General features: G+C 70.3%; 12 protein-coding genes. 3 read left to right on the top strand and 9 right to left on the bottom strand.

Translation table 11 applies throughout. The annotated features are described in order from the left end of the window. Nucleotides 1-22: 22 nt before the first annotated feature. From BMY97_RS34665 to BMY97_RS34655, 3 genes are all read right to left on the bottom strand, one after another. The gene (locus BMY97_RS34665) at nt 23-1,144 is read right to left on the bottom strand and encodes a DegT/DnrJ/EryC1/StrS family aminotransferase (RefSeq protein WP_091625557.1); all 1,122 of its coding nucleotides are present in this window, start codon (nt 1,142-1,144) and stop codon (nt 23-25) included. Between the two features lie 79 nt (nt 1,145-1,223). After that, a complete protein-coding gene (locus tag BMY97_RS34660) occupies nt 1,224-2,516 on the bottom strand; it encodes an acyl-CoA dehydrogenase family protein (RefSeq protein ID WP_091625555.1) in 1,293 nt (430 codons plus the stop codon). 154 nt (nt 2,517-2,670) lie between these two features. Next, nucleotides 2,671-3,573 carry a putative sugar O-methyltransferase gene (locus BMY97_RS34655; protein WP_091625552.1) on the bottom strand — a complete coding sequence of 301 codons (903 nt, stop codon included), beginning with the start codon at nt 3,571-3,573 and terminating at the stop codon, nt 2,671-2,673. Nucleotides 3,574-3,708: 135 nt separating this feature from the next. Between BMY97_RS34655 and BMY97_RS34650 the strand changes: the two genes are divergently transcribed. Continuing rightward, on the top strand, nt 3,709-5,262 hold the full coding sequence (locus BMY97_RS34650) for an FAD-binding oxidoreductase (protein WP_245787650.1): 1,554 nt from the start codon (nt 3,709-3,711) through the stop codon (nt 5,260-5,262). Here the strand turns inward: BMY97_RS34650 and BMY97_RS34645 are convergent. The 6 genes from BMY97_RS34645 to BMY97_RS34620 all read right to left on the bottom strand — a co-directional run bounded on the left by BMY97_RS34645 (nt 5,246) and on the right by BMY97_RS34620 (nt 11,388). Then, the gene (locus BMY97_RS34645; RefSeq protein ID WP_091625546.1) at nt 5,246-6,523 is read right to left on the bottom strand and encodes an RNA polymerase sigma factor; all 1,278 of its coding nucleotides are present in this window, start codon (nt 6,521-6,523) and stop codon (nt 5,246-5,248) included. The two genes, BMY97_RS34650 and BMY97_RS34645, sit on opposite strands and share 17 nt — an antisense overlap. Beyond that, the gene (locus BMY97_RS34640) at nt 6,520-6,915 is read right to left on the bottom strand and encodes a YciI family protein (protein ID WP_091625913.1); all 396 of its coding nucleotides are present in this window, start codon (nt 6,913-6,915) and stop codon (nt 6,520-6,522) included. Before BMY97_RS34640 ends, BMY97_RS34645 begins: the two co-directional genes overlap by 4 nt. A 24-nt stretch (nt 6,916-6,939) precedes the next feature. Then, nucleotides 6,940-7,326 carry a VOC family protein gene (locus tag BMY97_RS34635; protein WP_091625543.1) on the bottom strand — a complete coding sequence of 129 codons (387 nt, stop codon included), beginning with the start codon at nt 7,324-7,326 and terminating at the stop codon, nt 6,940-6,942. A gap of 114 nt (nt 7,327-7,440) precedes the next feature. Continuing rightward, complete coding sequence (locus BMY97_RS34630) at nt 7,441-8,724, bottom strand: nucleotide disphospho-sugar-binding domain-containing protein (RefSeq protein ID WP_091625542.1); 1,284 nt, start codon at nt 8,722-8,724, stop codon at nt 7,441-7,443. A gap of 24 nt (nt 8,725-8,748) precedes the next feature. Beyond that, nucleotides 8,749-10,155: an FAD-dependent oxidoreductase gene (locus BMY97_RS34625; protein WP_091625539.1), complete on the bottom strand. Its 1,407-nt coding sequence runs from the start codon at nt 10,153-10,155 to the stop codon at nt 8,749-8,751. Between the two features lie 72 nt (nt 10,156-10,227). Beyond that, entirely contained in the window at nt 10,228-11,388 is a 1,161-nt protein-coding gene (locus BMY97_RS34620; protein ID WP_091625536.1) for an epoxide hydrolase family protein, read from the bottom strand. A 237-nt stretch (nt 11,389-11,625) separates the two neighbouring features. On the opposite strand from BMY97_RS34620, the gene BMY97_RS34615 reads away from it, so the two are divergent. After that, complete coding sequence (locus BMY97_RS34615; RefSeq protein ID WP_091625533.1) at nt 11,626-12,870, top strand: cytochrome P450 family protein; 1,245 nt, start codon at nt 11,626-11,628, stop codon at nt 12,868-12,870. A gap of 234 nt (nt 12,871-13,104) precedes the next feature. Next, a complete protein-coding gene (locus BMY97_RS34610; protein ID WP_218156941.1) occupies nt 13,105-14,634 on the top strand; it encodes an FAD-binding oxidoreductase in 1,530 nt (509 codons plus the stop codon). The last annotated feature ends 33 nt before the right edge of the window (nt 14,635-14,667 follow it).

The following is a 14,667-nucleotide window of genomic DNA, read 5'->3' as shown; positions in this document are numbered from 1 at the left end:
TCCTCGGTGCGGGGTCGGCGGTTCAGCGGGGTGCGAGCACGTCGTGCAGGGCGCCGATGACCCGGTCCTGAAGACTGGGCGCCAACGACGGGTACATCGGCAGGGAGAAGATCTCCCCCGCCAGCCGCTCGGTCACCGGCAGCGAACCGGCGGCGTAGCCGAGGTGGGCGAAGCCGGTCATGGTGTGCACCGGCCACGGGTAGCTGACGTTCAGGGCGATGTCGTAGCTCCGCAGCCGTTCGATGACCTCGTCGCGGCGCCGGTGACGAACCACGTACAGGTAATAGACATGGTCGTTTCCCGGCCGGACGGACGGCAGGACCAGACCGCCGGGCCCGGTGAGGTCGGCGAGGCCCTCGGCGTACCGCTCGGCGACCGCGTTGCGCCCGGCGATGTACTCACCGAGCCGGCGCAGCTTGCGCCGCAGGATCTCGGCCTGCACCTCGTCGAGCCTGCTGTTGTGGCCTGGCAGCTGGACGACGTAGTACCGCTTGTCCATGCCGTAGTACCGAAGCCGCCGCAGCACCCGGTCCACGTCGTCGTCACGGGTCAGCACCGCGCCGCCGTCGCCGTAGGTCCCGAGCACTTTGGTGGGATAGAAGGAAAAGGCGGCGGCGTCGCCCATGGTGCCCGCGATCCGGCCGTGGTGGCGGGCGCCATGGGCCTGGGCGCAGTCCTCCACCAGCGCCAGGTCGTGCTCGTCGGCCAGCCGGCGCAGGGGGGCCATGTCAACGCATTGCCCGTACAAGTGGACCGGGAGCAGGGCCTTGGTGCGCGGCGTGATCGCGGCGGCGACCAGATCGGTGTCCATCAGGTAGTCGTCTTCGCGCACGTCGACGAAGACCGGCGTGGCACCGGCACTGGTGATGGCGACGACGGTCGGCGCGGCGGTGTTGGAGACCGTGACGACCTCGTCTCCGGGACCGATGCCGAGCGCTTCGAGAGCCAGTGTGACGGCGTTGGTGCCGTTGTCCACCCCGGTGCAGCGGCCGCCGCCGTGATAGGCGGCGAACTCGTCCTCGAAGTTCCGCACGCTGGCGCCGAGAATGAGCTGGCCCGACTCGAACACAGTGTTGACCGCGTCGAGGATGTCCACCCGTTCCTTTTCGTACTCGGGCAGATAGTCCCAGACTCGCGTAGTCATAGCGGCCTTCCGGTTCGGGCGGATGGGCGTCGCGGCTGCCGGCGCCGGAACGGGATCGAAGGTGTCTCGGGCATCGGCGTCACCTCGGTCCCGCCTCGGACGCGTCCGGGGCGCCGCCGGGGACACCGGTCACCGCCCGCGCACTGACGTAGTCGTTGTCCCGGTCCAGCCGCAGCGCCTGGCCGCTGAGGTAGCTGACACCGTCGACATAGGTGTAGGGCTGCATGAACCAGCCGGCGCGAACGTCCCGGACCAGCCGGGAAAGCGGGTGGGCGGCCGAATACGAGGCGCCGCCGACGACGGTGAGGCTGTCGTTGACGATGTCGAGCGAGAGACGGTTGACCGTCATCTTGGCGTACTGGAAGGGGGTCATCATCCGCCGCCCGCGCTCGGCCGGGTCGCCGGTGAGATCAGCGGCAGCGGCGTCGGCGTCGCGGAGCGCGGCGGTGACCGTCGCCCGCAGGGCGTACAGCCGGGCATCGATCTCCGCGAGGAGCGTGGCGGCGGCAGCCGGCGGCCGTCCGGAGCCGCGGGCGAACCGCGCGGCCGCGATGTCCCTGGCGGCTTGGGCGATCCCGGTGTAGATGCCGAGCATGGTGATCGAGCTGACGGTCTGGCCGGCCAGAACCGCGTCGTCGTGGCCGCCCACAGGCCGCCGTGACACCACATTGGCAGCGTCGACGGGGCACCGGTCGAAAGCGACGTCGGCCGTTCCGGAGGCACACATCCCGAGGCCTTCCCAGTCGTCGAGGACGCGGAGGCCGGGTGCGTCACGCGGCAGCAGCACCACGGGCAGCGTCGCCGGCTCGCCCTCGAGCTGTGCCTGGGCGTGCACGACGAAGTGCGTCCCGATCGGCGCCATGCTGACCAGGGTCTTGCGCCCCGTCAGCCACCAGCGGCCTGCTTCGTCGCGTTCGAGCGTGGTGACCGCGGCGTGGTGGTCCTTCACCGCGCTGCAGACTGCCGCCTGGCCGGCCGCCATCTCCCGGAGCAGGTGCTCGGCCAGCGCCCGGACCGGCGGTGCGCCGTGCCGCCACTCCCAGCCGAAGGTGAGGCCCCGGCTGAGCTGGACGTGCCAGGCGAGCGCGGTCGACGCGTCCGCTTCGGCGACCGCCGCCAACGCCAGCGCGACGTCGTGCATGCAGTCGACGCCCAGACCGCCGAGTTCGGCCGGCGCGGTCGCGCCCATCAGCCCGTCCTTGCCGAACGCCTCGAAGGTCTCGGTCGGGAAGACGCCCCGGTGGCCGTTGTCCTCGGCGCCGGCCCGGATCTGCGGAAGGTGCCTGACGACCAGGTCGCGCAGCACCTCGCCGCGCGCCGTCATCGGCGTACGGAGGTCGGTGGCCGCCGGCCGGGAATGCTCTGTCGACATCGCTTTCCTTCCGTGACGCAGCAAGGGGATTCGGGACCCGGTGCGACGGGTGGTCCCCATTATCAAGCACGAGTGCGGCGTCTGGCCCACTCGTGGAATGCCCCTCTTGCGCACGCGTCAAAGGGCTGGCGGCTTTGTGCCGAAAGGGTTTCGTTCACTCGCCGGCCCGGTACAGCGCCTGCCAGTAGTAGCTCCACGGCGGCGCCCATTCGTCGGCGACGTCGGTCCAGCCCGGGGCCGGACGGTAGGCGGCAACGAACCGGGCCGCTTGCCTGCGCACCGCTTCGCTGTCGTGGATGTCGATGACGTCGGTCAGCAGCCCGGTTCGCAACGCCATCGCCACCAGTTCCCGTCCTTCGGCGTGACCGTCCAGACCGGGGTCGAAGTACTTCCCGACCGGGTTCTTCACGTAGAGGTGCCGGCAGCGCCCGGCGACGAGGGCGAGGTAGTTGCGGACGACGTCCGGGTCCATCTCGGCGAACGAGTCGATGTTCAGGCAAAGGTCCGGCCGGAGCTCGCCGAGGGCGGCGTCGAGCCCGTCGGCCGCGACGAACCGGACCCTGGAGAAGTCGTCGCCCAGGACCCGGCCGAGGTAAGCCCGCGCCAGTTCCAGCGAATTCGGCAGGTCCACGATGTAGTACGCGGCCACGTCGTGGTTGGCCATGATGGCGTGGCAGGTCCTGCCGTAGCCGGCGCCGATCTCCAGCACTGTCGAACGTTCCAGCGAGACGTGGCGGGTGATGAACTCCAGCTCCAGGACAGCCTGCAGGTAGTCCATGCACACCAGTTCGCCGTGCACGCGCACCGCGATGGGCGCTCCGATCTCCCTGCTGCCGATCCGTCGCAGCCGCTCGAGACCGTCGTCGTCGAGCCGGTCCGCCAGGTTGTGGATCAGGGCCTTGAGGTACCGGACCCCGTTGGTCTGCGGATTCCACAGGCCGAGTTTGAAGTTGACCCCCGCCGATTTGAACCCGCTCAGATCACGGCCCGCCCGCTCGGTGAGGCGGGTGCGATGGTAGGTGGCCCACAGCTCGCTGCCCCCGTATTTGTCCGGCATGCCGTCAATCCTGCGCGCGCGCCCCGGCCCCGGGCACCTCGCGCAGTGCTTCGCCTGCCGACGATCTGCGCACTTTCGAAGGTGCGGGCGCTCGGGGCGGGTCACGAGGATTGGCCCCGAGCAACGGAGGTGGTTGTGAGCAGGCTGGGGCGGCATCTTCCGACCGGCGGCGCGGCGGCGGCTGAGGGCAACGGAATGCGGTCCCGCGACCCCGTCTCCTTCGGCCCGCAGGACCCGCGCTACGCGAGCATCGTGCCCGCGCACAACCGGCGCTTCCAAGGCACTCCCTCGGTCATCTCCGTGGCCCGCTCGACCGAGCAGGTCCGCCGAGCCGTCGGCGACGCGGTCGAGGCGGGCCTGCGTGTCGCCGTGCGCAGCGGGGGTCACTGCCTCGAAGATTTCGTGGCTTCACCGGCGGTTCGCGCCCTCATCGACCTTTCGCAACTGTCCGATGTGTACTACGACCCCGAGATGGGGGCCTTCGCCATCGAGCCCGGCGCCAAGCTGGGGAAGGTGTACGACACGCTGTTCCGCGAGTGGGGGGTGACGCTTCCCGGCGGTACCTGCCGGGAAGTCGGCGCCGGCGGCCACTTCGCCGGCGGCGGGTACGGGCTGCTGTCACGCAGGTACGGCATGGTCATCGACCACCTCTACGCCGTCGAGGTCGTGCTGGTCGACGAGGCAGGCGAGGCGACCGCGGTCGTGGCCACTCGCGAGGCGGCCGACCCCCACCACGACCTGTGGTGGGCCCACACCGGGGGCGGCGGCGGCAACTTCGGCGTGGTGACGCGGTACTGGATGCGCTCGCCGGCCGCCGACGGCACGGACCCCGCCCGGCTGCTGCCGCCGGCTCCGAGCCGCATGCGCCGGCGGACCGTGAGCTGGTCGTGGGACTCGATGACGCCCGAGGTCTTCGCGCGGCTGGTGAGCGCCTTCGGCGACTGGGCGGAGCGGAACAGCGGGCCGGACTCACGCGGCAGCCAGATCTGGAGCGCTCTCGTGGTGCCGCACAAGTCAGCCGGGCAGGTCATCTTCTTCGCCGGCTGTGGTGACGACGTGCCCGACGGGGAGGAACTGGTTGCCGCGCACGCGGACCAGCTCGTCGCGGCCGTCGGCGTGCCTGCGGTCTTCGACCTCACCGAAGCCGTGCCCTTCCTGGACGAGAGCAACTGGGCGGGCGAGCCCACCGGCCGGGCCAAGAACAAATTCGCGGATCTGCGCAAGGGTTTCACGCAGGCGCACATCGCCGCGTTGTACCGGCAGTTCACTCGCACCGACTACACCAACCCCGGTGCCCTGATGAGCCTGTCCACCTTCGGCGGCAGGGTCAACGCGGTGGCACCCGAAGCCACCGCGACCGTGGCCCGCGACTCGATCCTGCGGGTCTACTTCACCGCCGGGGAATGGATGTCTGCCGACGACGACGCGCGGCACATCGGCTGGATCAGGGAAATGTACCGAGACGTCTTCGCCGGCACCGGCGGGGTACCGGTGCCCGGCCCGGTCACCGCGGGCAGTTACATCAACTACCCCGATTCGGACCTGGCCGATCCTCGGTGGAACTCCTCCGGGGTCTCTTGGGAAACCTTGTACTACCAAGGAAATTACCCGCGGCTGCAGGCCGTGAAGCGGCGCTACGACCCGCAGGACGTGTTCCGGCACGCGCTGTCGGTCAAGCCTGCGGGTTAGCCACGCGCGGGTCACCGGGCTTCGCGGCGAGACGCGCCGCCCGACCGTGCAGGTAGTGCTGCTCGGGGAGGCTGGTGGTCAGCCGGGCGGCGCGGCGGTAGGAGCCGAGGGCGCCGGCGTGGTCACCGGCCAGCTCCAGCAGGTGGGCCCGGACGGCGTGCAGCCGGTGGTGCCCGGACAGCCTGCCGTCCACGGTCAACGGTTCGAGCAGGTCCAGACCGGCCTGCGGGCCGCGCACCATCGCGCGGGCGACCGCGTGGCCGAGGATCACCATGGGGTTGGGCGCAGCCGCTTCGAGCAACCGGTAGAGCTGCTCGATCTGGGGCCAGTCGGTCTCGTCGGCGTGCGTTGCCTCGCTGTGCACGGCGGCGATGGCCGCCTGCAACTGGTAGGCCCCCAGCTTGGCCCGGGACAGGGTGCGGGTGATGAGTTCGAGCCCTTCGTCGATCGACTCCCGGTTCCACCGGCCGCGGTCCTGCTCGGCCAGCGGAACCAGGCTGCCGTCGGACCGGGTGCGGGCCGCGCGGCGGGCGTCGGTGAGCAGCATCAGCGCCAGCAGGCCGCCGACCTCGCCGTCGTCGGGCAGCGCCCGGTGCACGATGCGGGTCAGCCGGATCGCCTCCCTCGTCAGGTCGGCCCGGTGCAGGCTCGGCCCCGAGGTGGCGGTGTAGCCCTCGTTGAAGATCAGGTAGAGCGCGTGCAGGACGACGCGCATCCGTTCGGCCCGCTCGTGTTCCGGCGGCAGCTCGAACTTGGCGCCCGCGGCGCGGACGCGCTGACGGGCGCGGCTGATCCGCTGGGTCATGGTCGCCTCGGGGGTCAGGAACGCCCGCGCGATCTCCCGGTTGTCCAGGCCGCCGACCGCGCGCAGCGTGAGCGCGATCTGCGACGCCGGGGTGAGGCTGGGATGGCAGCAGAGCAGGAGCAGCAGCAGGGTGTCGTCCGCGTCGCGCGAGGGGACGTCGGCCGGCGGCATCAGCCGTTCGTCCGGTGCGGTCCGCGAGACGACCCGCTCTTCCCGCTGCCGGCCGGCCTGCTCGCTGCGCCACTGGTCGGTCAGCCGCCGGGAAGCGACCCTGATCAGCCACCCCACCGGGCGGTCGGGAACGCCGCGCTCCGGCCACTGGGTCGCGGCGGCGAGCAGCGCCTCCTGCACCGCGTCCTCGGCGGTCTCGAAGTTGCGGTACTGTCGCACCAACGCGGCGAGGACCTGCGGCGCCGACTGGCGCAGCAGGTCCTCGATCTCGTCTCCGCGCCTCACATCTCCTGGCCGGACATGCCCATGATCGGGTGCACCTCGACGGCCCCGAACCTGGCGTCGGGGATCTCCGAAGCGATTTGGACCGCCCGCTCCACGCTTTCGCAGTCCACCAGCAGGTAGCCGGCGAGTTGCTCCTTGACCTCGACGTACGGCCCGTCCGTGACCGCGCGTACGCCATCACGGACCCGGACCGAACGGGTGTTGAGCGGGTCGGCCAGCGCCGCGGCCACCAGCAGCTCCCCGGACTCGTCGAGCTCCCGGTGCAGGGCGTCGGACCGGGCGGTCAGGGCTTCCTGTTCGACCGCCGGCATCGCCAGGAACTCCGGGTTACGCAGGAAGATGGGGTGCTCCCAGTTCTCCGGGTTGCTGTAGATCAAGAGCAGGTACTTCACCACGCCCCCTTCCGCGCGCCGCCGTCACGCCGACGGACCGGCCACCCCGACGACGTTACCTTCCGGGTCGGCGAACCGCCCGACCGTGAAGCCGCCGGTCTTCGGCTCGGGGCCCAGCAGCCGCTTGCCGCCGAGGCTCTCGGCCTTGCTCAGCGCGGCCTCGACGTCGGGCACGCCCACGTAGAACAGGACCCGGGGCTCGAAGCCGGTCCCACCACAGACGCCGCCGTTGATGCCGTCCCCGTCGCCGGTCGTGGTGCCGTCCACGAAGTGGTACTTCCCGGGCTCCGAGACCTTCTCGCTGGTGGCGTCACCGGTGCTGAACTCCCAGTCGAACAGGCCGCCGTAGTAGTCGCGCAGCGTGTCCGGCGTGGCCCCGGTGATCTCGAAGTGCACCACAGGCAGTCCCATGCTCAATCCTCTCGTCGCGGGTCAGGTGCCCTCGGCAGGCCCCTCACAGCGTAGGTCGGAGCCGGCTGCCCAGCATCTACATGCACCCCCGAACCCGGGAAACCGGCTGCCCGTTCACGCGCGCCGCGCCACCAGCTGCTCGAAGACCGACACGGTGTCGTTCGGGCTGGGAGTGCGCAGGTGGTCCTCCCGGAGCCGGGCCGCGTTGCGCGTCATGCCCGGGTCGGTCAGCGCACGGACGATGTGGTCGCGCAGGAGCCCGGAGGTGAGCTGGTCGGCGTCGGCGACGTACGTGCCTGCCCCCTCTTCCTGCAACCCGTTGGCCAGCGCGATCGAAGCCCACCACTTCTCGTTCCAGTAGATGTTGGGGACGACGAGCTGCGGGATGCCCCGTTCCAGCGAAGCGGCCATCGTGCCGTAGCCGCCATGGTGGACGATGGCCGAACAAGTGGACAGCACGACGTTGAACGGGACGAAGTCGCAGACCCGGACGTTGTCCGGGATCGAGCTGACCGCCGCCAGCTGCTTGGTGTCGAACGTCGCGATGACCTCGACGTCCAGCCCGGCGACCGCCTCGAACAACGTCTCGATCGAGGCGGTCAGGCCGAAGTCGTAGTCCCGGTGCGAGATTCCCTGGGTGATGCAGATCCGGGTCCGCTCGGGCTTCTCGTACATCCACGGCTCGGTCCGGTGCGGGCCGTGGAACGGGATCGGTCGGGTCTGGACGTAGTCGACGTCGGACGGGCGCCAGGTCCAGGTCGGCCACCCGATGATCGTCCGCTCCCCGAGCAGCACGCCCTCGTCGAAACCGTGGCCGTACCGCTCGAAGACCGGCCCCAGCCAGTCGCGCATCGGGTCCGCCTGCCCGTCGGCCCGGTGCGGGCCGCCGCCCTCGCCGAAGCAGTCGGCCCGGATCTGCGCCAGAGTGTCGGTGCCCCAGAGCATGCGGGCGTCCACCGCGCCGGCCACGCGGGCCGCCAAGGCGCCGGCGAACATGAACGGATCCCGCACCACCAGGTCGGGCCGCCAGTCGCGAGCCAGCTCGGCGATGTCGTCCCAGATGGTCTCGTGGTGGTAGAGGGTGCTGCAGCCGTACGCGGTCAGCTTGAGTTCTTCGAAGGGGTCCTTCTCCTTGCGGTAGTCGGTCTGCCGCGGCCGGTGCACGGGCAGGTGCGTACGGTCCGGCCCCCGGTCGGGCTCGGCCGCCGACATCATCACGTCCATCGGAATCGCCGCGCTGACGGAGACCCCGGTGAAGCCGATCGCCCCGATCGCGTCGAGGAGATCCGGCGCGGCCGCGAACCGGACGTCGTGCCCCGCGGTGCGGAACGCCGAAGCCATCGGCGCCATCACGTACAGGTGCGATTTGAACGGAGCGGTGACGAACAGGACGCGCATCGGGACTCTCTTTCCGGCAGGGGGTCAGGAACGGGGACTGGAGCCGGGGCCGAGGCCGGGCACGCGCCGGCTCGCCGGCCGGGCCTCGCCGGGAGCAGGCGTGCGGATCGCGTGCCGCAGCACACGCAGCACCATCCCCGGACGCATCAGCGCCTGGGGCGGGTCGAGCAGGCCGGCCACGCGCAGGAAGCCCTCGGTGACCGTCGCGTCCTTGGTCGCCGCATACTGCAGCCGCGCCAGGTAAGCGTTGCCGATGCGTACTTTCGGCGGCCGGGGCGCCTGCACACCGGGGAAGTCGAGGTCCCCGCTGACGGAGATCTCCCACGGCGTGTCGATGATGCGCGAGACCTCGGTGAAGAAATCGCCCGCCGCAGGCCGGGAACCGAGCCGCAGCCGGTCGCGCAGCGCGATCGCCTCCATCGCGGCCACGCTCATCCCCTGGCCGTACACGGGGTTGAAGCTGCACACGGCGTCCCCCATGACCAGGTAGCGGTCCGGGAACCGGGTCAGTTTCTCGTAGTGCCGCCGCACGCTCGCCGGGAACCGGAAGCTGACCGGGTCGTTGACCGGTTCGGCGTCGAGCACCGTCTCGTAGATCTGCGGCACCGGCAGGCTCCGGACGAACTCCAGGAACGCCTCCGGCTCGGTCGGCGGGTGGTCGCCGAGGATGCCGGTCAGCGACAGGTTGATCAGGTCCGGCCCGATCTTGCCGAAGAACGCGCCGCGCGGGTGGGCCGGGCCCGCGATCTGGTTGATCGACGGGATGCCTTCGAGCATTCCCGGGTACGGCTTGTAGTGCCGGGTCGTGTAGGCCAGCCCGACCTTGACGGTTTCCTCCACCGGCCGCCGATAGCCCAGTTCCTCGAGCCAGACCGGGGTCCGCGAGCCCCGGCCGGTCGAGTCCACCACCAGGTCGGCCTCCAGGAACCGCTCGGACGCGCCGTCACCGCCGCCGGGCGAGACGCGCACGCCGACGATGCGGTCGCGGCCGGAAGTGGCCACCACGCCGAGGATGTCGTGCCGCTCGAGGAAGGTGACGTTGGGCAGGGCCGCGACCCGTGCCCGGACGTGCGCCTCCAGTATCGGCCGCGGCGCCATCACCGACAGCAGGCCGGTGTGCGCGGCCCGGATCCGGCGGGCGTTGAGGTACCAGTGCATCTCGGCCAGGTCGCAGGTGGGGATCCCGGCTTCGACCAGGCCGTCGGTCAGGCCGGGGAACAGCTCTTCCAGGATCAGGTGCCCACGGGCGTGCAGGGCGTGTGCGTGGATGGTGTGCGGCGTGCCACGGCGGGGCTCACTGATGCCGAGGACCTTGTCCCGGTCGACCACCAGCACTTCCGCGTAGAACTCCGACAGCACCCGTGCCGCGAGGATCCCGCCCAGGCTACCGCCGAGCACCACGACACGATTTCCGATCCGGGCTTGGGACATGGGCTCTTCTCCCTGTGCCGATGCGGGGAACTCACTCGTCCGGGCTCGTCGGCCGGACGTGGCCTGCGGCGTTCAGTCGTTCTTCACCAGCCGGCCGAAGGCACGGACGTCCTCGACGAACAGGTCCGGCTCCTCCATGGCGGCGTAGTGCCCGCCACGGTCGTACTCCGACCAGTGCACGATCGTCGGGAAGTCCCGCTCGGCGTACCGGCGGATGGCCACGAAAGCGGCGTGCGGGAACACCGCGACCCCCATCGGCGGCTCGATCGCCGGGTACCGGCCGACCGGCAGGTTGATCGGCAGCTGCGCGGCGGACTCGTAGTACGTCTGGTTCGACGATCCCGCGGTCGCGGTCAGCCAGTAGATCGTGACGATGGTCAGCAGCTGGTCACGGTCGACCGCATCCTCGGGCACCCGGTCGGAGTCGGTCCAGTCCTTGAACTTCTCGACGATGTAGGCCAGCTGCCCGACCGGTGAGTCGGTCAGGGCGTAGGAAACCGTGTGCGGTCGCGTCGAATGCAGCTTCATCGTGCCCGACAGCTCGGTGTTGAACCGCTCCGCGTGCGCCAGGCGGGCCTGCTCGACCTCGGTGAGGTTCTCCAGGTCCGCGGGGTCCTCGCTGGGTGTGGTGGCGAGCATGTTGAGGTGCACGCCCGCGACGTGCCCGGGGTCGACCAGCCCGGTGAGGATCGAGATCGGGGCGCCGAAGTCGCCGCCCTGGGTGATGTAGTGCTCGTAACCGAGCCGGCTCATCAGCTCGGCCCACGCCTGCGCCACCCGCATCAGGTCCCAGCCGGTCTGCGGGGTCGGCCCGGAGAAGCCGTACCCGGGGATGGACGGGATGACGAGGTGGAAGGCATCGGCCGGGTCGGCGCCGTGGGCACGCGGGTCGGTCAGCGGGCCGATCACCTTGGTGAACTCCGCCACCGAGCCCGGCCAGCCGTGCGTGATCAGCAGGGCCTTCGCCGTCGGCTCCGGCGACCGCACATGCAGGAAGTGCACGTTCGCACCGTCGAGTTCGGTCGTGAACTGCGGGTACCGGTTCAGCTCCGCCTCGGCGGCACGCCAGTCGTAGGACGTGCGCCAGTACTCGGCCAGCTCCTTGAGGTACGCGGTGGGCACCCCGCGGTCCCAGCCGGTGTCCGGGAGGTGCTCCGGCCACCGGGCGCCGGCGATCCGCCGATTGAGATCGTCCAGGTCCGCTTGCGGGATCTCGATTCGGAAGGGCTTCATGCCTGCTCCTTGTCGCACGGGGCTCGGTGACCGCCCGTAGACCCTCCCACCGGCGTTTCCGGGACCGCATCTCCAGAGGTGCGGTCCGGAAGGCACGGCCGAAGAAATTCCCGGAAAACAATGTTCCCGCGCATTCGGGTGCACTCTCCGGGCGCGCAATGTGGAAGATGCAGAACCGCGCAGGAGTTCCCTAGCGTCGGGGCGAACTGACAAACTTCTTCATCGCAGGAGGTCTGCATGGACGGCCGTTGCCCGTACAAACTCGATGTGACCGGTCAGGACGTGCACAGCGAGGCAAAGGCACTGCAGGAGCAGGGATCCGGCATCGCCATGGTCGAACTTCCCGGGGACGTCAGGGGATGGGTCGTGGTCGGGCACGATCTGGCAGTGGAATTGCTCGCCAGCCCCAAGGTTTCGAAGAATCCGCGGGCCCACTGGCCCGCCTGGATCAGCGGGGAGATCGGCCCGGACTGGCCACTGGCCAGCTGGCCCACGATGGAGAACATGACGACGGCCTACGGCGAAGAGCACCAGCGGCTGCGCCGCCCGGTCGTCAAGGCATTCACGCCGAAGCGCGTGCGCGCCATGCAGCCGTATATCGAACGCACCGTGCGGCAACTGCTCGACCATCTCGCCGAAACGACACCCGGCGAGATGGTGGACCTGAAACGCAATTTCTCCTACCAGTTGCCCGCGACCGTCATCTGCGATCTTTTCGGGGTGCCCGAACAAGATCGCGCGGCAGTGCTGCGCGGTGGTGAGAAGACGCCGGATTCGTCGCTCACCCCGGAGGAGGCGGAGGCCAACATCAGGGATTGGCAGGAGCAGTTCGGCAAGCTCATCGCGGCCAAGCGGGCCCACCCCATCGACGACCTGACCAGTGAACTGGTCAACGCCGACGGCGACGACCGGCTGACCGACAACGAGCTGATCGGCACCCTGTTCGTCGCGCTGGGGGCGGGTTCGGAGACGGTGATGAACCTCGTCACGCACGCCGTGCTCAAGCTGCTCACCCACCCCGGGCAGCGCGCCATGGTGGAGGACGGCCGCGCGTCGTGGGACGACGTCATCGAGGAGACCCTGCGCCTCGAGTCCCCGCTCAACATGCTGCCCTTGCGCTTCGCGGTCGAGGACCTCCACCTCGACGGGGTGACCGTGCCGAAGGGCGACCCGATCCTGATGGGGTACGGCGCCATCGGGCGGGACCCCGACATCCACGGTGACTCCGCCGGGGTCTGGGACATCACCCGGAGCAACAAGGAACACCTGAGCTTCGGGCACGGCACGCACTACTGCTTCGGCGCGCCGCTGGCCCGGCTCGAGGCCAGGATCGCCCTGCCCGCGCTGTTCGAACGGTTCCCCGGCATGCGGCTGGCCGTCAAGCCGGAGGAACTCGACTCGCAGGGCACGTTCATCATGAACGGCCACAACGCGCTGCCCGTGGTTCTGGTGGAGGCACCGGTTCCGGCCACCGCCGGATGACCGCTCCCGGATGAACGCCGTGTATGTCCACAATGGATCTTCCTTGGTGGGCGCATACGGCGTTCTCGGCTGCGGATCGACCAGCCGGTACTGAGCGTGGCCGGCCACGGCCTCGTCCCGGCGAGAGTTGCTTCCGCGCGCGGAAGGAGGGCACATCCGAGGATGCGAGACCCGCGCGGGACGCACGAGGATCCCAGCCAGATGGCCGCAACGAGGACGAGACGAGGTTCAACCATGGCGAACCGTCGGGACTTCCTGAGGCTGGGCGCCGGTACCGGTGCGGCCGCGCTGCTCGCGGCCGCACCGATCACCGCCTTCGCGAGCGGCGCGGTGCCATCCGGCCGCCGCGGTGCTGTCGACTGGGCGACCTTGCGCCGCCACCTCACGGGCGACGTCGTCCTGCCCGATGACGCGGCCTACGAGCAGGCCCACCAGGTCATGAGCGCGCAGTTCGACGCGATCCGGCCGCAGGCGGTCGCGTTCTGCGAATCGGCCGCCGACGTGGCGACGGCCGTGCGCTTCGCCGGGGACAACGCGCTGCACGCGGTTCCGCGCAGCGGCGGGCACAGCTTCGGCGGCTACTCGACCACCGACGGGATGATCCTCGACGTCTCGCGGATGAACAAGATCCAGGTCAACGGCGCCACCGTCACCGTCGGCTCGGGTACCCAGCAGATCGACGCGCTCACGGCACTGTCCCCGCACGGGCTCCTGCTCGCCGGCGGGCAGTGCGCGACAGTCGGGGTCGGAGGCTTCCTGCAGGGCGGCGGAATCGGGATGCTGGCCCGCAAGGCCGGCCTCGGGGCCGACCGCATGCTCAGCGCCGAGGTCGTGCTGGCCGACGGCCGGGTGGTGCGCGCGTCCGGTCAGGAGAACGCCGACCTGTTCTGGGCCCTGCGCGGCAATGGCGGCGGGAACTACGGAGTGGTCACGAGCTACGAGCTCGAGCCCGTGCGGGTTCCCTCGATGGTCAACTACAGTCTCGCCTGGCCGATCGACGCGGCGAAGCAGGTCGTCGAGTCGTGGCAGCCGTGGGCGATCGGCGCGCCGTGGGAGCTCGGCGCCTCGCTGGCGGTGTACACCCCCGATGCCGCGACAGTTCCTCCGCAAGTGGTCGCGTACGGCGCCTGGTTCGGCTCGCCCGCCGCACTCGATCGGCTGCTCGACACCCTCGTCGCGCAGGCCGGGGTCGCGCCCGCCACACGCGAGGCAGCCGAGAAGACGCCCTACGACGCGATGATGGAGTGGTACGGCTGCACACAGCTGACCAGCGAACAGTGCCATCGGGTCGGCTACTCACCCGGAGCGCGGCTGCCGAGGGAGAACTTCTACCAGACCCGCAACCGGATGTTCAGCGGTCCGGCGCCCGCGGTGGACGATCTGCTCGGTGCGTACGAAGCCGGTCCGCGCGCGGGCCAATTGCGGATGCTGTACTTCGAGACCCTCGGCGGCCAGGCCGGCGTCCCGGACCGGCGCTCGACTGCCTACGTCCACCGGAACGCCCGGATGCTGTGCGGCTACTCGATCTCGCTGACAAACCCGGACTACACCGCCGAGGACACCGCGGCCTGCGAGCAGTGGCTGGCCGGCGGCTTCGCCGCCCTGGACCCGCACTCACTCGGCGAGAGCTACCAGAACTTCATCGACCCCGCGCTCCCCGACTGGCAGAACGCCTACTACGCGGAGAACTACCCGGCGCTGGTCGCGGTCAGGCAACGCTACGACCCGCACCGGTTCTTCCACTTCGACCGGGCCATCAGCTGAAAGCCGCCGGCGCGCGGCCGCGGGCGTCGCCCA

Origin of the sequence: Amycolatopsis saalfeldensis (genome assembly GCF_900110575.1) — a bacterium.
Lineage (GTDB): Bacteria > Actinomycetota > Actinomycetes > Mycobacteriales > Pseudonocardiaceae > Amycolatopsis > Amycolatopsis saalfeldensis.
The sequence above is the reverse complement of the archived record's forward strand: the minus strand, read 5'-3'. Positions and strand labels throughout refer to the sequence as shown.